The sequence below is a fragment of the Rothia sp. BD8 genome (genome assembly GCF_044878465.1).
In the GTDB taxonomy this organism is placed as follows: Bacteria; Actinomycetota; Actinomycetes; order Actinomycetales; family Micrococcaceae; genus Rothia; species Rothia kristinae.
Genome location: NZ_JANJES010000002.1, coordinates 127039 through 144425, shown reverse-complemented (window position 1 = coordinate 144425; position 17387 = coordinate 127039). Strand labels below are relative to the sequence as shown.

The following is a 17387-nucleotide window of genomic DNA, read 5'->3' as shown; positions in this document are numbered from 1 at the left end:
CGCAGAAGGCCTCCCATCGTCCGGGTCACACGATCGTCATCCGGGCGTCGCTAGGGTGGGGGACATGAGCGAGACCACCGCATCGAGCACCACCCGCACCGCCGTCGTCACCGGAGCGTCTTCCGGGATCGGGCGGGAGACAGCCCGTCAGCTGCGCGCCGAGGGCTGGACCGTGTACGCCGCGGCCCGCCGCGCCGAGCGCCTGGAGGAGCTGGCCGAGCAAACCGGGGTGATCCCGCACCCCCTGGACGTCACCGATCCCGAGGCGGTGGCGGCCCTGGCCGAGCGGGTGCGGCGGGAGCACGCACCGCTGGACGCGCTGCTGAACATCTCCGGCGGCGCGATCGGCATGGACGCCGTCGCCGACGGCGATCCCGAGGACTGGCGGGCCATGTACGAGGTCAACGTCCTGGGCACCCTGAACACCGTCCGCGCCTTCCTGCCGGACCTGCGCGCCAACGGGCGCGGCACCGTGCTGAATCTGACCTCCACCGCCGCGGAGGCCGGCTACGAGGGCGGCGGCGGCTACAACGCCGCGAAGTTCGCCGAGCGCGGCCTGACCGAGGCGCTGCGCCTGGAGGAGGCCGAGCACAACGTGCGCGTGATCGAGATCCGCCCGGGGATGGTGCGCACCGAGGAGTTCTCCCTGAACCGGCTGGGCTCCCGGGAAGCCGCCGATGCCGTGTACCGCGGGGTCGAGCAGCCGCTGACCGCCGAGGACGTCGCCCGCGTCAACGTCCTGGCCGTGACCCTGCCGCACCACATCGCCCTGGACACCGTGACCCTGCGCCCGGTGGCTCAGGCCGCCCAGCACAAGGTCATCCGCCGGGACCCCTCGTGAGCGGGCACCGGCCGGCCCGGCCGGACACCCAGGACCCGCTGGACCCGGACGAGCGGCGGGCCCTGTCCGGGGTGCACCTGGTGGTGTGCGGGCATGGCACCCGCAGCGCGCTGGGCCAGCGGACCATGGCCGCCCTGGTGGATGCGATCCGCTCCCTCGCCCCCGGACCGGTGCACGCCGCCTCGGTGGACGTGCAGGAGCCCTCCGCCGACGCGGTGGTCGGCGCCCTGCCCCCTGATCGCCCGGGGGTCATCCAGCCGCTGCTGCTGTCCACCGGCTACCACACGCGGGTGGATCTGCAGAACGCTGCCCGGCGGCATCCCGGACTGCGCCGCGGACACGGCATGGTCGTGGCCCGGGCCCTGGGCCCGGACCCGGTTTTGGCGGCCCTGCAGGTGCGGCGGCTGCGAGAGGCCGGGTGGAGCCCCGAGGTGGAGCCGGGCGCCGTCGTCATGGGGGCGGCCGGCTCCTCGGTGACCGCCGGCCGGCGGGCCGCCGCCCGGCAGCGGGACCTGCTCGCCGATGCCCTGGGCCTGCCGGTGCACCTGGGCTACGGCGCCGGCCGGCCCAGCATCGCCGAGGTCGTGCGCGCCGCCGGCAGCGAGGCGGATGCGGTGGCCTGCTCCTCCTATCTGCTCACCCCGGGGACCTTCCAGGACCGGCTGGCCGCCGCCGGTCCGCAGCGCCTGGCCGGACCCCTGGTGGAGGCCGAGGACGAGGCGGGGCTGCGCGCCGTCGCCCTGCTGGCCCTGCGCCGGGCCGCGGCCGCCGCCGGGGGCGGCGAGGTCGAGGTCGAGACCCAATCCACCTGATCCCGGCACCGACGGCGCCCCGGGCGGCCCCCGCCTCGCCGGACGCGCGCCCCGGGGTGCTCGCGCGGCATCATGTTTCGCTCGGATCACCTCAGATGACGCCGCGCGTCCCCGCGTTGTTCCGTGTTGAGCCGATTTTTCCGCTCACCGCGGGGGTTCCCTAGGGTCGAACCATGTCAGGTACCGCACCGGCTGCGCAGCCCACCCCGAAGCGCAAGCGCGCCGCCAAACCGAACGGCCAGTGGAAGATCGACGGACGCGCCCCGCTGAACCACAACGAGGAGTTCAAGCTCGAGGACGACGGACTCAACGTGCGGGAGCGCATCGAGTCCGTCTACGCCCGCGAGGGATTCGACGCGATCGCCGATGACGACCTGCACGGCCGGTTCCGGTGGTGGGGGCTGTACACCCAGCGCCGCCCCGGCATCGACGGCGGGCGCACCGCCAAGCTGGAGACCTCCGAGCTGGAGGACCGGTACTTCATGATGCGGGTGCGCATCGACGGCGGTGCGCTGACCCTGGAGCAGCTGCGCGTGATCGCGGGGATCTCCGAGGAGTTCGGCCGCGGCACCGCGGACGTCACGGATCGGCAGAACATCCAGCTGCACTGGGTGCAGATCGAGGACGTCCCGGAGATCTGGCGGCGTCTGGAGTCCGTGGGCCTGTCCACGACCGAGGCCTGCGGGGACGTCTCCCGCGTGATCCTCGGCTCGCCCGTGGCCGGAGTGGCCGCCGAGGAGATCCTGGATCCCACCCCGACCATCCGGGAGATCAAGGAGCGCTTCATCGGGGACCCCGAGCTGTCCAACCTGCCGCGCAAGTTCAAGACCGCCGTGACCGGTCACCCCAGCCAGGACGTGGTGCACGAGATCAACGACATCTCGCTGGTCGGGGTGGTCCACCCCGAGCTGGGGGCCGGCTATGACCTGTGGGTCGGCGGCGGGCTGTCCACCAACGCCCATCTCGCCCAGCGCCTGGGCGCCTTCGTCGCCCCGGAGCACGCGGCCGAGGTCTGGCTCGGGGTCACCAGCATCTTCCGGGACTACGGCTACCGCCGCCTGCGCAACCGGGCCCGGCTGAAGTTCCTCATGGCCGACTGGGGTCCCGAGAGGTTCCGCGAGGTCCTGGAGGAGGAGTATCTCGGCTGGCGCCTGCCGGACGGGCCCGCCCCGCAGCGCCCGACCCGCACGGGCGATCACGTGGGGGTGCACCGGCAGAAGGACGGCCGATACTACGTCGGGCTGTCCCCGGTGGTCGGGCGCGTCGGCGGGCGGCTGCTGAACCGATTGGCCGACCTCATGCAGGACCACGGCGCGGGCCGGCTGCGGCTGACCCCCTACCAGAAGATCGTGGTCCTGGACGTTCCGGAGGACGACGTCGAGGCCTTCGTCGCGGGAGCCCGGGAGATCGGCCTGGAGGCCGAGCCGTCCCTGTTCCGCCGCACCACGATGGCCTGCACGGGCATCCAGTTCTGCAAGCTGGCGATCGTGGACACCAAGGACACCGCCGAGGGGGTCATCCGGGACCTGGATGAGCGCCTGGCCGACGTGGCCGATCGGCTGCCCGAGCAGCTGACCCTGCACATCAACGGCTGCCCCAACTCCTGCGCGCGCATCCAGACCGCGGACATCGGGCTGAAGGGCCAGATCATCACGGATGAGGTCGGGGAGCAGGTGCCCGGCTTCCAGGTGCACCTGGGTGGGGAGTTGTCCGGGTACGCCAACGACGGCGGGGTCACCGGGCGCACCGTGCGCGGGCTGAAGGTCCCGGCCACGGGCATCGCCGACTACGTGGAGCGCCTGGTGCGCTCCTACCTGCGCCACCGGCAGGACCCCGAGCAGGGCTTCGCGGACTGGGCGCGCACCGCCGATGAGGAGCTGGTGGCGTGAGCCTGCCCGTCGGCCTGCGGCTGGCGGGTCGGACGGTGCTCGTCGCCGGCGGCGGCCCGGTGGCCGAGCGGCGGGTCCGGGCCCTGCTGATCGAGCGGGCCCGGGTGCTGCTGGTGGCCCCGGAGGTCACCGAGGAGCTGGCGCGTCTGGCCGATCAGGACCCCCACCTGGTGTGGCACCGGCGCCGGGCCGCGGCCGCGGATCTGGACGGGGTGTGGCTCCTGTTCGCTCACACGAGCAGCCCGAGGGCCCAGCGGGAGCTGGCCGAGGCCGCCGAGAGCCGTCGGATCTTCGCCGTGATCGGCGGCGATCCCCAGGCCTCGACCGCGTGGTCCGCGGCCGCCGCCCGGGCGCACGGGGTGAGCGTGGGCGTCAACGCCGCCGCGGATCCCGCCCGAGCCAAGGCCGTGGCCGCCTGGATCCAGGCGCGCCTGGAGACGGGGGAAGCCCCGGTCCGGGCCCGTCGGGAGCAGGTGCTGGAATCCCCGGACGAGTCGCGGCTGCCTCCCGGCGGCGTGGCGCTGGTCGGCGGCGGCCCCGGAGATCCCGGCCTGCTCACCGTGCGCGGGCGGCACCTGCTGGCCGATGCCGACGTCGTGGTGGCGGATCGGCTCGGTCCGGTGGATCTGCTGCCGCGCCTGGCCGAGCACGCCCGGATCATCGACGTCGGCAAGCGCGCCGGGTACCACAAGGTCACCCAGGACCGGATCAATGCGACCCTCGTGGAGGAGGCCCGGAAGGGCCTGCGGGTCGTCCGCCTGAAGGGCGGGGACCCGTTCGTCTTCGGCCGCGGCGGCGAGGAGGAGGAATACTGCGCGGCCCACGGGGTGCCCGTGGAGGTCGTGCCCGGGATCACCTCGGCCGTGTCCGTGCCGGCAGCCGCCGGAATCCCGGTGACCCATCGGAACCTCTCCCACGGCTTCAGCGTGGTCACCGCGCACACCGAGCTCCCGGTGGTCCCGCACGACAGGGCGCATACTCTCATCCTGCTCATGGGGGTGCGCCGACTGGCCGACACCTCCCGGCACCTGATCGAGCTGGGCCACGACCCGCTCACCCCGGTCGCGATCGTCGAACGCGGCTGGACCCCCGAGCAGCGCACCACGGTGGGCACCCTGGAGACCATCGCGCAGCTGGCTCGGCGGCGCGGGGTGCGCGCTCCCGCGGTGATCGTCGTCGGGGACGTGGCCGCGATGGGCGCCTCGACCGACTGAACGCGGCCCACACCGGAAGGGGCCGGGCGGGTCGGGACGAGCCGGGCGGCTGCGGGGCGGGTGCCTCAGGCCTCGCGCGCGACCCGCAGGCCGGCGCGGATCATCGGGATCTGCAGCGGCAGGCGGGCCAGGGTGATGATCCGGCGCGCGGGGGAGTCGTGCCGGGCATCCCAGGCCATCTGGACGTTGCCGGGCCACACTGCCAGGTAGAGCCCGACGGCCGCCCGCCCGCCGATCCGGCGCGTGCGGTGCCGGGCCAGCAGGGCGGCCACGGTGAGCTCCGCAGCCCCCGAGCCGTAGGTCCAGGCGCGGGCCGAGCCGGGAAGGGCCGGGGGAATCAGGGGGTCGAAGGCACCCGGGCGGATGACGTGCAGCAGGCCCATCCCGGTCAGCGCCCCGGCCTGGAGGCGGGCGGAGCGTGCGGTGCGCCGCCGGGCGGACGGGGTCAGGGGCTGGGGGGAATCGGCCATGGGCCCCACGGTACGCCGCGGCGGGAGACCCCGGCGTTAGACACCCCGGAGCGGGCGGGCCTACACTGGGGTCGGTGCGATGACCCGGCCATCACCGGCGAGCAATCCGGAAGAACGGGCGGTACCTGCCGACCCCCACCGATGCGCTGCGGCGCGGGGGAAGGCGGAACAGATACAGCCTCATTAGACCCGGACGGGCAGGCCCGTCACAGCCGACGAATGAAGCGGTCGAGGACCGTCGAGAACCTCCCGCGGCGGCCCCTGTGCGCCGCCGCGGGCTCCTCGGCCCCCGGCAAGTGAGGTGGTACCGCGTGCGCGGTCCGGGACCCGAACGGTCCCGCGGCGGCGGGCGTCCTGACGAGCAAGCGACCCGACCAGCCCCAGGATGTCCTCGTGAGCAGCCAGTACCCCAAGTCCTCCGCCGCAGGCGACGCCGTCCCCGCCTCCCCCTCCTTCCCCGCGATCGAGGAGGCCGTGCTCTCCCAGTGGGAGCAGGACGGCACCTTCCAGGCCAGCATCGACCAGCGCGAGAACCCGGAGGGACCCACCGACGAGTTCGTGTTCTACGACGGGCCGCCCTTCGCCAACGGTCTGCCCCACTACGGGCACCTGCTCACCGGCTACGTCAAGGACCTCGTGGCCCGCTATCAGACCATGCGCGGGCACAAGGTGGATCGCCGCTTCGGGTGGGACACCCACGGGCTGCCGGCCGAGCTGGAGGCCATGAAGCAGCTGGGCATGACGGATAAGAAGCAGATCGAGCAGATGGGCATCGACCGCTTCAACGACGCCTGCCGCTCCTCCGTGCTCAGGTACACCGACGAGTGGCAGAAGTACGTCACCCGCCAGGCCCGCTGGGTGGACTTCGAGAACGACTACAAGACGCTCAACGTCGAGTACATGGAATCGGTCATCTGGGCCTTCAAGCGGCTGCACGAGAAGGGCCTGACCTACCAGGGCTTCCGCGTGCTGCCGTACTGCTGGAAGGACGAGACCCCGCTGTCCAACCACGAGCTGCGCATGGATGACGACGTCTACCAGGACCGGCAGGACCCCACGGTGACCGTGGCCTTCGAGGTCACCGAGGACACCTCCCTGGCCGCCGAGCCCGACGTCGCCCGCCAGCTGGCCGGTGCCCACCTGCTGGCCTGGACCACCACGCCCTGGACCCTGCCGACCAACGAGGCGATCGCCGTCGGCCCGGACATCCGCTACGTGCTGGTGGAGGGTGCCGGTGAGCGGGCCGGGGCCCGCTACGTGGTCGCCGAGGACCTGCTGGCCGAGTACGCGAAGGACCTCGGGTACGCCGACGCCGAGGATCCGGCCGCCGCGGCCCGGGCCGGCGTCGTGCGGACCTACGACGGCGCCCAGCTGGCCGGGGTGCGCTACGCGCCGCTGTGGGATCACTTCGTCGACGCCGAGACCTACGGCACTGGCAACGCCTGGCAGGTGCTGGTCGCGGACTACGTGACCACCACCGACGGCACCGGGCTGGTCCACCAGGCCCCCGCCTACGGTGAGGACGACCAGAAGGTCTGCGAGGCCCATGACATCCCCGTGGTGCTCTCCGTGGACGAGGGCGCGAAGTTCCTGCCGCTGTTCGCCGAGCCCACCGCCTCCGGGGACGACACCCTGACCGGGATCGCCGGGGTGCAGGTCTTCGAGGCCAACCGCACCGTCATCAACGCGCTGAAGGCCAAGGGCGCGCTGATCCGGGAGAAGTCCTATGTGCACTCGTATCCGCACTGCTGGCGCTGCCGCAACCCCCTGATCTACCGGGCCATCACCTCCTGGTACGTGTCGGTGACCGAGTTCAAGGACCGCATGGTCGAGCTCAACGAGCAGATCAACTGGATCCCCGGCAACGTCAAGCACGGCCAGTTCGGCAAGTGGCTGGAGAACGCCCGGGACTGGTCCATCTCCCGCAACCGCTACTGGGGCTCGCCGATCCCCGTGTGGGTCTCGGATGACCCGAACTACCCGCGAACCGAGGTCTACGGCTCGCTGGCGGAGCTTCAGGAAGCCTTCGGGCGCCTGCCGCTCAACCACGACGGAGAGCCGGATCTGCACCGGCCGTTCATCGACGAGCTGACCCGGCCCAACCCGGATGACCCGACGGGGAAGTCCACGATGCGCCGCGTCCCGGACGTGCTGGACGTGTGGTTCGACTCCGGGTCCATGCCCTACGCCCAGGTGCACTACCCCTTCGAGAACAAGGAGTGGTTCGAGCACCACTACCCGGCGGACTTCATCGTGGAGTACATCGGGCAGACCCGCGGCTGGTTCTACACCCTGCACATCCTGGCCACGGCCCTGTTCGACCGGCCCGCGTACAAGAACGTGGTCTCCCACGGCATCGTGCTGGGCTCGGACGGGCAGAAGATGTCCAAGTCCCTGCGCAACTACCCGGACGTCTCCGAGGTCCTGGACCGGGACGGCTCCGATGCGATGCGCTGGTTCCTGATGTCCAGCCCCATCCTGCGCGGGGGCAACCTCATCGTCACCGAGCGCGGCATCCGCGAGGGCGTGCGCCAGGTGATGCTGCCGCTGTGGAACGTGTACCACTTCTTCACCCTGTACACGAACGCGGCCTTCGACGGGGAGGGCTACGAGGCCCGGCCCCGCTACACCTCGGACCACGTGATGGACCGGTTCATCCTGGCCCGCACCCGCCAGCTGATCACGGACGTCACCGCGGCGATGGACGCCTACGACGTGTGGAGCGCCTGCGAGCACCTGCGTCACTACGCCGACGCCCTGACCAACTGGTACGTGCGCCGTTCCCGCCAGCGCTTCTTCGACGAGGACATCGTCGCCTTCGACGTGCTGTGGACCTGCCTGGAGACGGTGTGCCGGGTGGCGGCACCCCTGCTGCCGCTGACCGCGGAGGAGATGTGGCGCGGGCTGACCGGGCGCCGCTCGGTGCACCTGGCCGACTGGCCGGACGCCGGGGCCTTCGCCGAGGAGGCGGACCTGTCCGAGCTGATGGACACCACCCGGGCCGTGTGCTCGGCCGGCTCCGCGCTGCGCAAGGCCCACCGGCTGCGCGTGCGCCAGCCCCTGGCCTCCCTGACCGTCGCCGCGCCGCGCGGGGCGGACCTAGCGGGGACCTACGCGGACATCATCGCCTCCGAGCTGAACATCAAGACGGTGACCGTGCTGGACGCCGAGCAGACCTCCGCGGAGGACTACGGCATCTCCCGCAGCCTGAAGGTCAACGCCCGGGCCGCCGGCCCCCGGCTGGGCCGGCTCGTGCAGCAGGCGATCCGCGCCGCGAAGGCGGGGGACTGGCGGACCGATGGCGACGGGGTCGTGGTGGGCTCCGAGACCCTCGAGGAGCCCCTGGGCCTGCAGCCCGGTGAGTTCGAGCTGGAGACCGTGGTGGACGAGTCCGCCGGGGCCGAGCGGGCCGTCGCGGTGATCGACGGCGGCTTCCTCGTCCTGGACACGCACCTGACCCCGGAGCTTCAGGCTGAGGGCACCGCCCGGGACGTCATCCGCGCGATCCAGCAGGCTCGCAAGGACGAGGACCTCATGGTCTCGGACCGGATCCGCACCGTGGTGATCGCCGACGCCGCGACCCGCGCCGCCGTGGAGTCCCACGCCGAGCTGGTGGCCGCCGAGACCCTCACCGATGACCTCGTGCTGGAGCCGGGCGAGGACCTGCACGTGACCGTGACGACCGAGGACTGAGCCAGAGCATGACCGAGCAGCCCTTCCGCGAGGGGCAGGACCCCCGCGAGGACCACGACGGCGCCGGGCGGCAGCCCGCGCCCTTCCCGCCCGAGCTGGATCCGCTGGATCCGCACTTCGGCGGGGAGGAGGAGGTGGAGGATGAGGACGAGGCGATCGCCCGCGAGCTGACCGAGATGGAGCGCACCGGCTCCGCCTCCCCGGTGCCCCACGGCATCGGGGAGGACCTCGAGGCGGATCTGCCGCACCTGGCCCCGGACCCCCGCGAGGCCGCCTTCTCCGCGGAGTCGGTGGCCGCGGAGCTGCGCGGGCGCGCCCCGGAGACCCAGATGGCGCCTCGCCTGGACGCGATGCGCCTGGCCATGGACCTGCTGGGGGATCCGGCCCACGCCGCCCCGGTGATCCACCTGACCGGCACCAACGGCAAGACCTCCACGGCCCGGATGGTCGAGGCCCTGCTGATGGCCCACGATCTGCGGGTCGGGCGCTACACCTCCCCGCACCTGGAACGCGTCACCGAACGCATCGCCGTGGACGGCGCCCCGATCGAGGATGCCGCCTTCGTGCGCACCTGGGACGAGATCCGGCCCTTCCTGCTCCTGACCGACCAGCGGCTGGCCGAGCGCGGTGAGGTCCCGCTGACCGAGTTCGAGGTGATGACCGTGCTGGCCTTCGCCGTGTTCGCCGAGGCCCCCGTGGACGTGATGGTCCTGGAGGTGGGCCTGGGCGGGCGCTGGGATGCGACCAACGTCGCCGACGCCGCGGTCTCCGTGCTCACCCCGATCGACCTGGACCACACCCGCATGCTCGGGGACACCGTGGAGGAGATCGCCCGGGAGAAGGCCGGGATCATCAAGCCCGAGGGATTCCTGGTCTCCTCCGCCCAGTCTCCGGCCGTCGCCGAGATCCTGCTGGAGGCCGCCCGCGAGGCCGGGGTTCCGTTCCGCTTCGGCGGCGTGGAGTTCGGGGTGCGCTCCCGGGTCCCGGGAACCGGCGGTCAGGTGCTCGCGGTGCAGGGGCTGGCCGGGGTCTACGAGGACCTGGCGCTGCCCCTGGCGGGGGAGCACCAGGCGGACAACGCCGCACTGGCCATCGCCGCCGTCGAGGCCTTCCTGGGCGGGGGAGAACGCGAGCTGAACGTCGAGCTGGTGCGGGCGGGCCTGGCGGCCGTGCGCTCCCCGGGCCGCATGGAGACGGTGCGCACCGCCCCGACCGTCATCATCGACGCCGCGCACAACCCGCACGGGCTGCGTGCGCAGGTGCGCGCCGTCGAGGAGACCGTGCCCGCACGGGAGCTGGAGATCGTCCTGGGGATCCTGGCGGATAAGGATGCGGCGCAGATGCTGCGCATCCTGCGCGAGTCCTACGCCGAGTCCGAGCGCTTCGACGCCCGCCTGTACGTCAGCGCCTCCCACTCCCCGCGGGCCATCGACCCGGAGGAGCTGGCGCGCCTGGCCGTGGCGGAGGGCTTCGACGAGGACGCCGTGCAGGCCTTCGCCGGCCTGGACGAGGCGATCACCGCGGCCGTCTCCGATGCCGCCGTGCGCGAGGAGCTGGACGCCGCCGTGCTGATCACCGGGTCGGTGACCGTGGCCGGGGAGGCCCGGATGCTGCTGGGCCCGCTGCCGGAATCCGGTCTGACGGGAGCCGACGGGGAGCCGACCGGAGGGGAGGAGGGCCTGTGGCTCGGCTGACGCGCGCGCAGCGGGAATGGCGGCCCGGGCAGGTCAAGAAGCCCAGCTCCGTGCGGATGATGTTCGCCTCCACCGTGCTGGTCCTCGAGGCCCTCGTGGTGTTCTTCGCGACCCTGGCGTTCTTCGGCCTCTCGGTCTTCCACGCGGGGGCGGGCCTGAAGACGGCGGTGATGATCGGGGGCCTGATCTTCGCGGCGGCCTTCGTCGCCCTGTGCGCCCTGCTGCGCAGGCCCTGGGGGTACACCGCCGGCTGGGTGCTGCAGGTGCTGCTGGTGGCCACGGGGTTCCTGGTGCCGGCGATGTTCTTCATCGGCGCGTGCTTCCTGGCCTGCTGGTGGTATTCGATGGTCGTGGGCGCGCGCCTGGACCGGGAGAAGGCCGAGCGCTTCGAGGCCGAGCAGGAGTGGGAGCGCACCCACGGGCGCGCGTGAGCGCGACGGATGAGGGCCTGCGGGCCCTGGAATCCCGGACGGTCTTCGCCGGCTGGGCGGCTCGGCCCGCCGACGCCGTGCGCGACGTCGCCGGGGCCGGCCGGGTCCTGGAAGGCCTGCTGCGCGGCGGGGACCCCGCGCCGAGCGTGGTGGTGACCGGCTCCAAGGGCAAGGGGCAGACGGCCGCGGAGATCGCCTGGCGGCTGCAGGCCTGCGGGCTGCGGGTCGGGCTGGTCAGCTCCCCGGGGATCATCTCCAACCGGGACCGCTTCGTCCTGGACGGGCAGGTGCTGCCGGCCGCGGCCTACCGCGCGGGCCTGCACCGCCTGGCCGCCGTCCTGCCCGAGGCGGCCCCGGCCCCCGGCGCGTATCTGGCGCCCACGGATCTGTTCACGGTGCTGGGGCATGCGATGCTGCGCGCGGCCGGGGCGCAGGTCGTGGTCCACGAGGCCGGGATGGGCGGGGCCCACGACGCCGTGAGCCTGTTCGACCCGGTGGCCGTGGCCCTGACCCGGATTCTCCCGGAGCACCTGGACGTGTTCGGACCGAGCCTGATGCACGTGGCCCAGGAGAAGATCGGCCTGGTGCACGGGCCAGCCCCCGTGGCCAGCGTCCCGCAGGCGCCCGGCCCGGACCGGCTCCTGCGCCGGACCTGCGCCCGCCACGCAGCACCCCTGGTGGTGGTGCCCGCGGGTGACTTCCTCGTGGAGAACGAACGGGTCGCGCTGGCCGCGGCGCGCGCGGCGGCCCGCGCCCTGGGCGTGGACGAACCGCCGGAAGGCTTCGGGTCCAGCCCGGTGCGTCGGCCCGGGCGCGGCAGCGCCCACCGCCTTCCGGACGGCTGCCTGCTGGTCGTGGACGCGGGAATCGACGCGGCAGGGGCGGCCCACGCGCTGGAGGCCGCGCGGGCCGTCTCCGATGCGGGGCGGGTGCAGCGGGTGTGGTGGTCCGTGCCGATGACCAAGGACTGGCGGGCCATCGCCGATCTGCTGGATGACCGCGGCGTCGAGCACGCCTTCGTGGACCTGGGGCGGGACGGGCACCTGGACTACCGGCTGCCCGGTGAGCTGACGGAGAGGGTCCCGGTGATCGGGCTGGCGCAGCTGCTGGAGCGGATTCGGCCGGGCCGGGACGCCGCCTCCGATCCGACGCGGGTCGAGCTCGCGCTGGGCACGATCTCCTTCGGCACGGCCGTGCTGCGGCAGCTGGGGGTGCAGGTGCGGCGGCTGTGGAGCCTCGAGACCCCGCGCGGCTGACCCTCCGCCTCCGCCGTGGCGCGGGTGCGGCTGGCTAGGATGGACTCAGACCGTCCGCACGTCTTCCGGATCAGGAGGATCCCATGACCGAACGCTCCCTCGTCCTCGTCAAGCCCGACGGCGTGGAACGCAACCTCATCGGCGCGGTGCTCTCGCGCATCGAGACCAAGGGCTACCGCATCGCCGAGCTGCGGATGCTCACCCCCTCCCGGGAGATCCTGGAGCAGCACTACGCCGAGCACGCCGGCAAGCCGTTCTTCGAGCCGCTGGTGCGGTTCATGGGCTCCGGGCCCGTCGTGGCCGCGGTGATCGAGGGGGACCGCTGCATCGAGGGTCTGCGCACCATCATGGGCCCCTCCGAGCCGACCACCGCCCCGGCCGGCACGATCCGCGGGGACCTCGGCCGCGACTGGGGCGAGGACGTGCAGAAGAACCTCGTGCACGGCTCGGACTCCCCGGAATCCGCCCAGCGCGAGATCGGCATCTGGTTCGGCTGAACCGCCGCCTGTGCGCCGCCGCTGCGCCCCGCCCGGGGCAGCACCCCGCGGCTGGCTCGGTGTCGTGAACTACGACGGGGCCCGCCCCGACCACCGCGTGAAGCGGTGCGTCGGGACGGGCCCCGTCCGTGCCTGCGGGCGACCCGCGCGGGTCGCACCCGGCGCCTAGAACATGCCCATGATCACCGAGAAGAACCGGATGAAGATGATCCCGAACAGCACCAGCAGGATCATCACGGTGAGGAACCAGGCCCAGCCGGTCATCGCCGAGGCGACCCGCCGCGGCACGGGGATCACCCCGGTGCGCATGTTGTGCACCGTGACATGCACGAACAGCGTGGTCTGCATGATCCACACGATCATGCAGTACAGGCACAGCGCGTCGATGCGGAAGGTGGTCTGGTACCACAGCCAGCAGATGAACACGAAGCCCAGGGTCACCCCGATCTGCACGCACCACCAGTACCAGCGGGCCAGGCGCGCCCCGGCGAGCATCGCCGTCGCGATGGTCAGGATGATCGCGTAGGCGACGATGCCGATCAGCGGATTCGGGAAGCCGAAGGCCGCGGCCTGGCTGGTGCGCATGACGGTGCCGCAGTTGACCAGGGAGTTCAGGTCGCAGCTGGAGACATGGCCGGCATCCACGTAGATCTGCAGCCGCTCCCACACCAGCATCGCCGCGGCGAAGAAGCCGACGGCGCCGGTCACGACCATCAGCCAGGCCAGGCGCCGACGCTGGGGGAGCGTCTCGGTCCCCTCCGCCGCGGAATCCTCGGGGAGTTCGGTCACTGCTGCGCTCACGCGGGCACCTTCTTCATGGGTCGGGGATGATCCGGTGGCGCCGGGACGCCGCCGGTGGTCGTGCGTCGGTCATCTTAGCGGCGTCGACCGTGCGTCTCCTGGATGTGTCCTGCACGCGCCCGGGCCCCGCCCCTCCCTCCCTTTGCGGGGGTGTGCGATACTGGGGGAGGCCGAGGGCCGCGCCGCACGCGGCCTCCTCCGGTCCGATGTGCCGCCGACGGGTGCCGTGCACCGCCTGGCAGCGCTCCAGCGAGCGCCCGGGCGAAGACCACCCGGGCAAGACTCCCGTGAGACTGCGGAGCTCGGCGCGACCATCGGCCCACCCACCGCGGCCCGCGGGGAGATGATCCCCGGCGGGGCCTGATCGCCGGGCGATGCCACGGCTGGAGAGACGGTGCTGGGCAGCCAGACGACTTCCGGCTCGTCCCGCCCGCCTCAGGGCGGGGCGCCGACCGGCCACCATCCGCGGCGGCGGACCGGGTGCGGCACGGCTCCGCGGCCGCACCACAGGAGCATCCGCAGACGATGAGCACCCAGAACGACGGCGCCGCCCCCCGGGGCGAGGACGCCGAGACCGCACCCGCCGCCTCCTCCGTCCCGGAGGTCGCCGCCGACCCGTTCGGCGCGACCTCCGTGCTGTTCAAGGCCCCGGACATCGAGGAGCTGAAGGCCGCGGCCCTGGCGAAGAAGCAGCAGGAGAAGGCCGAGCTCGAGGCCGCCGAGGACGAGCCGCAGGACGACGGCGAGGTCGTGGCCCGCAAGCGCCGTCGGCGGCGCCGCGGAGACACGGACCTGGAGCTGGTGGACGAGGAGGAGGACCCCAACACCGTCACCAAGGTCCGCACCCCGCGCATCGTCGAGTCCACCTCGGCCGACGCCGTGACCTCCGTGAAGGGCTCCACGCGCCTGGAGGCCAAGCGCCAGCGCCGTCGGGAATCCCGCGCCTCCGGGCGCCGTCGGCACGGAATCACCGAGGCCGAGTTCCTGGCTCGTCGGGAGTCCGTGGACCGGCAGATGATCGTGCGCCAGAAGGACGAGCGCATCCAGATCGGCGTCCTGGAGGACGGGGTGCTGGCCGAGCACTTCGTGTCCCAGACCCAGCAGGACTCCCTGATCGGCAACGTCTACCTCGGGAAGGTGCAGAACGTGCTGCCCTCCATGGAGGCGGCGTTCATCGACATCGGCCGCGGGCGCAACGCGGTGCTCTACGCCGGTGAGGTCAACTGGGACGCCGCGGGCCTGGACGGCGCGCCCCGGCGCATCGAGCGGGCCCTGAAGTCCGGGGACTCCGTGCTGGTGCAGGTCACCAAGGATCCGATCGGGCACAAGGGCCCCCGGCTGACCTCGCAGATCTCCCTGCCCGGGCGCTTCCTCGTCTACGTCCCCGGCGGGTCCATGACCGGGATCTCCCGGAAGCTGCCGGACACGGAGCGGGCCCGGCTGAAGAAGATCCTCAAGGACCACCTGCCCGACGGCGCCGGCGTCATCGTGCGCACCGCCGCGGAGGGCGCCAGCGAGGAGGACCTCGCCCACGACATCAACCGACTGCGGGTGCAGTGGGAGGAGATCCAGAAGAAGGCGAACTCCCGCAAGACCACCGCCCCGGAGCTGCTGTCCCAGGAGCCGGACCTGTCCATCAAGACCGTGCGCGACGTGTTCAACGAGGACTTCTCCGCGATGGTCGTGCAGGGTCAGGAGGCCTGGGACTCCATCGAGGCGTACGTGACCTACATGGCCCCGGATCTGGTGGGGCGGCTGCGGCAGTGGACCGAGGAGGAGGACGTCTTCGACCACTACCGGATCGAGGAGGGCCTGGCCAAGGCCCTGGATCGCAAGGTGTTCCTGCCCTCCGGCGGCTCCCTGGTCATCGACCGCACCGAGGCGATGACCGTGATCGACGTGAACACCGGCAAGTTCACCGGCTCCGGGGGCAACCTGGAGGAGACCGTCACCAAGAACAACCTGGAGGCCGCCGAGGAGATCGTGCGCCAGCTGCGCCTGCGCGACATCGGCGGGATCATCGTCGTCGACTTCATCGACATGGTCCTGGAGTCCAACCGGGACCTGGTGCTGCGGCGTCTGGTGGAGTGCCTCGGGCGGGACCGCACCAAGCACCAGGTGGCCGAGGTGACCTCGCTGGGTCTGGTGCAGATGACCCGCAAGCGCATGGGCACGGGTCTGCTGGAGGTCTTCTCCGAGCCCTGCGAGGCCTGCGACGGCCGCGGCGTCGTCGTGCACGACGAGCCGCTGAAGGGCCGCTCGGGCGGTCACGGCTCCGAGACCCACCACCGCCATGACCGGCACGACCGCAAGCGGTCCCGCAACCGCCAGCAGCGCGAGGAGACCCCCCGCAACCCGCAGGACGACGCGCGCGCCGAGGCCGCCCGCACGGCCTTCGCGACCATCGCGGCGGCCTCCTCCAAGCACGAGGAGGCCGACGGCACCGAACAGTCGCAGCATCGTCCCGAGGCCCAGGACCACGCCGAGCACCACGGCGAGGGCGAGGAGTCCAAGGCCGCCAAGAAGCGCAAGCGCCGCCGGCGCGGCGGGCGCGCCCGGGCGGAGCAGACCGAGAACCAGCAGACCGAGTCCGCGCAGGGTGCGGCGGCCCAGGACGACGCCGAGCACGGCGCCGATCACGGCCGGGACCGCGGCCTGCCGGAGGACCCGGATATGGTCGTGACCATCCACGGCGAGGTCGTCACCCTGCCCCACGGCGAGCAGAAGCAGCCCGCCCAGGAGCAGGAGGGCTCCGAGCCGTCTCTGGACCTGGATTCGCTGAGCGAGGCCTTCGACCGCAAGGCGCCCCGTGAGGGGGCCGGGACCGAGTCCTCCGCCGCCGAGGATTCCCCGCGCGAGGATGCGCCCCGCGGCGAGTCCCGCCGGGGCCGGACCCGGGAGGACTCGGCGTCGTCGGTCGAGGATGAGACCGGGCTGCCGGCGCCGCGCCGGGCCGGGACCACCCGCTCCGCACGCGCCGGGCGCACGCGCCGGGAGGACAGCCGCCGGGCCGGACGCGAGGCCGCCGACGCCGCGCGCCAGGCCGCACTCGAGGCCCTCGAGGACATGAAGCCCGGCCGGCGCTCGCGCCGCTCGGAGCAGACCGAGCGCGGCGGACAGTCCGGCGCAGAGAACTCCGGCTCCGCGACGTCCGGCACCGGGAAGTCCGACGCCGGGCAGTCCGGTTCCGCTCAGGAGCGGGGTGGGCGCACCCGGGGCGAGGACCGGCAGGAGCAGGGCCGCCGGTCCGGGACCTCCCGCACCCCCCGGCGGGCCCAGTCCCCGGCGCGGACCGCGCAGGACCCGGCCGAGCAGCGGCCCACGGTCACCGGAGTCGCCACACCGGGCGCCTCGCGCCGCTCCGAGCAGCCGGATCAGGCCCAGGAGTCCGCCCAGGCCGCACTAGCTGCCCCGGCGCAGGAGGAGCGGGCCCGGCCGGCCTCCGCCTCCCGCCCCAAGCGCCGTTCTCGTCGGGCCAGCTCCGACGGCGGGCAGGGCGGGAGCATCGTCGCCGGTCAGCAGGGCGAGGCCTCGGGGGTCCGGGTCGCCACGGCCGCGGCCGCCCCCAGCACCGACGGCACCACCGCCGCGGCCGCACAGGCCGAGGAGGTCATGATGCTCGGCGTCGGCGTGAAGGCCGAGGACATCCGCCGGCCCGAGTGACCCGCGGCCGAGCGGCGTCGCGGCCGCCGTGCCCGGGCGAACACTTGCCCGGGCGCGGGGCTGTGCCGTATCCTTGACTGTCGGTGCTCATTGCGACCTTCCTCGACGGACCCGTCCTCCGGGTGC

The 17387-nt window shown here is 72.9% G+C and carries 12 protein-coding genes; 10 read left to right on the top strand and 2 right to left on the bottom strand.

The genetic code is table 11. The annotated features are described in order from the left end of the window. The first annotated feature begins 64 nt into the window (after positions 1-64). From NQ707_RS02250 to cobA, 4 genes are all read left to right on the top strand, one after another. The gene (locus NQ707_RS02250) at positions 65-841 is read left to right on the top strand and encodes an SDR family oxidoreductase (protein ID WP_404434534.1); all 777 of its coding nucleotides are present in this window, start codon (positions 65-67) and stop codon (positions 839-841) included. Then, a complete protein-coding gene (locus NQ707_RS02245; RefSeq protein ID WP_058730258.1) occupies positions 838-1653 on the top strand; it encodes a sirohydrochlorin chelatase in 816 nt (271 codons plus the stop codon). The genes NQ707_RS02250 and NQ707_RS02245 overlap by 4 nt, the downstream gene beginning before the upstream one ends. 173 nt (positions 1654-1826) lie before the next feature. Further along, positions 1827-3542 carry a nitrite/sulfite reductase gene (locus NQ707_RS02240; protein ID WP_279752527.1) on the top strand — a complete coding sequence of 572 codons (1716 nt, stop codon included), beginning with the start codon at positions 1827-1829 and terminating at the stop codon, positions 3540-3542. After that, positions 3539-4756, top strand: coding sequence for a uroporphyrinogen-III C-methyltransferase (gene cobA / locus NQ707_RS02235; RefSeq protein WP_061225661.1), 1218 nt, complete (start codon positions 3539-3541; stop codon positions 4754-4756). Before NQ707_RS02240 ends, cobA begins: the two co-directional genes overlap by 4 nt. 65 nt (positions 4757-4821) lie before the next feature. On the opposite strand, the gene NQ707_RS02230 is transcribed toward cobA, so the two are convergent. Continuing rightward, positions 4822-5226 (bottom strand): hypothetical protein, encoded by a 405-nt coding sequence (locus NQ707_RS02230; protein ID WP_174520377.1) that lies wholly within the window; start codon positions 5224-5226, stop codon positions 4822-4824. A 393-nt stretch (positions 5227-5619) separates the two neighbouring features. On the opposite strand from NQ707_RS02230, the gene ileS reads away from it, so the two are divergent. The 5 genes from ileS to ndk all read left to right on the top strand — a co-directional run bounded on the left by ileS (position 5620) and on the right by ndk (position 12797). Then, on the top strand, positions 5620-8919 hold the full coding sequence (gene ileS, locus NQ707_RS02225) for an isoleucine--tRNA ligase (protein WP_404434530.1): 3300 nt from the start codon (positions 5620-5622) through the stop codon (positions 8917-8919). A gap of 8 nt (positions 8920-8927) precedes the next feature. Continuing rightward, positions 8928-10613 (top strand): bifunctional folylpolyglutamate synthase/dihydrofolate synthase, encoded by a 1686-nt coding sequence (locus NQ707_RS02220; RefSeq protein WP_404434528.1) that lies wholly within the window; start codon positions 8928-8930, stop codon positions 10611-10613. Then, positions 10601-11044, top strand: a complete 444-nt coding sequence (locus tag NQ707_RS02215; RefSeq protein WP_058730715.1) for a DUF4233 domain-containing protein — start codon at positions 10601-10603, stop codon at positions 11042-11044. The genes NQ707_RS02220 and NQ707_RS02215 overlap by 13 nt, the downstream gene beginning before the upstream one ends. Beyond that, the gene (locus tag NQ707_RS02210; RefSeq protein ID WP_058730714.1) at positions 11041-12300 is read left to right on the top strand and encodes a hypothetical protein; all 1260 of its coding nucleotides are present in this window, start codon (positions 11041-11043) and stop codon (positions 12298-12300) included. Before NQ707_RS02215 ends, NQ707_RS02210 begins: the two co-directional genes overlap by 4 nt. An 83-nt stretch (positions 12301-12383) precedes the next feature. Continuing rightward, positions 12384-12797, top strand: a complete 414-nt coding sequence (gene ndk / locus NQ707_RS02205; protein ID WP_058730713.1) for a nucleoside-diphosphate kinase — start codon at positions 12384-12386, stop codon at positions 12795-12797. A gap of 165 nt (positions 12798-12962) precedes the next feature. On the opposite strand, the gene NQ707_RS02200 is transcribed toward ndk, so the two are convergent. Continuing rightward, entirely contained in the window at positions 12963-13598 is a 636-nt protein-coding gene (locus NQ707_RS02200) for a vitamin K epoxide reductase family protein (RefSeq protein ID WP_224799522.1), read from the bottom strand. A 525-nt stretch (positions 13599-14123) separates the two neighbouring features. Between NQ707_RS02200 and NQ707_RS02195 the strand changes: the two genes are divergently transcribed. Then, complete coding sequence (locus NQ707_RS02195; protein ID WP_328798533.1) at positions 14124-17261, top strand: Rne/Rng family ribonuclease; 3138 nt, start codon at positions 14124-14126, stop codon at positions 17259-17261. Positions 17262-17387 lie beyond the last annotated feature (126 nt).

Bases quoted from the DNA above. Each gene is read 5' to 3' on its own strand.
- NQ707_RS02250 (WP_404434534.1), top strand. From the start codon at position 65: ATGAGCGAGACCACCGCATCGAGCACCACCCGCACCGCCGTCGTCACC.
- NQ707_RS02240 (WP_279752527.1), top strand. From the start codon at position 1,827: ATGTCAGGTACCGCACCGGCTGCGCAGCCCACCCCGAAGCGCAAGCGC.
- NQ707_RS02230 (WP_174520377.1), bottom strand. From the start codon at position 5,226: ATGGCCGATTCCCCCCAGCCCCTGACCCCGTCCGCCCGGCGGCGCACC.
- NQ707_RS02220 (WP_404434528.1), top strand. From the start codon at position 8,928: ATGACCGAGCAGCCCTTCCGCGAGGGGCAGGACCCCCGCGAGGACCAC.
- ndk (WP_058730713.1), top strand. From the start codon at position 12,384: ATGACCGAACGCTCCCTCGTCCTCGTCAAGCCCGACGGCGTGGAACGC.
- NQ707_RS02195 (WP_328798533.1), top strand. From the start codon at position 14,124: ATGAGCACCCAGAACGACGGCGCCGCCCCCCGGGGCGAGGACGCCGAG.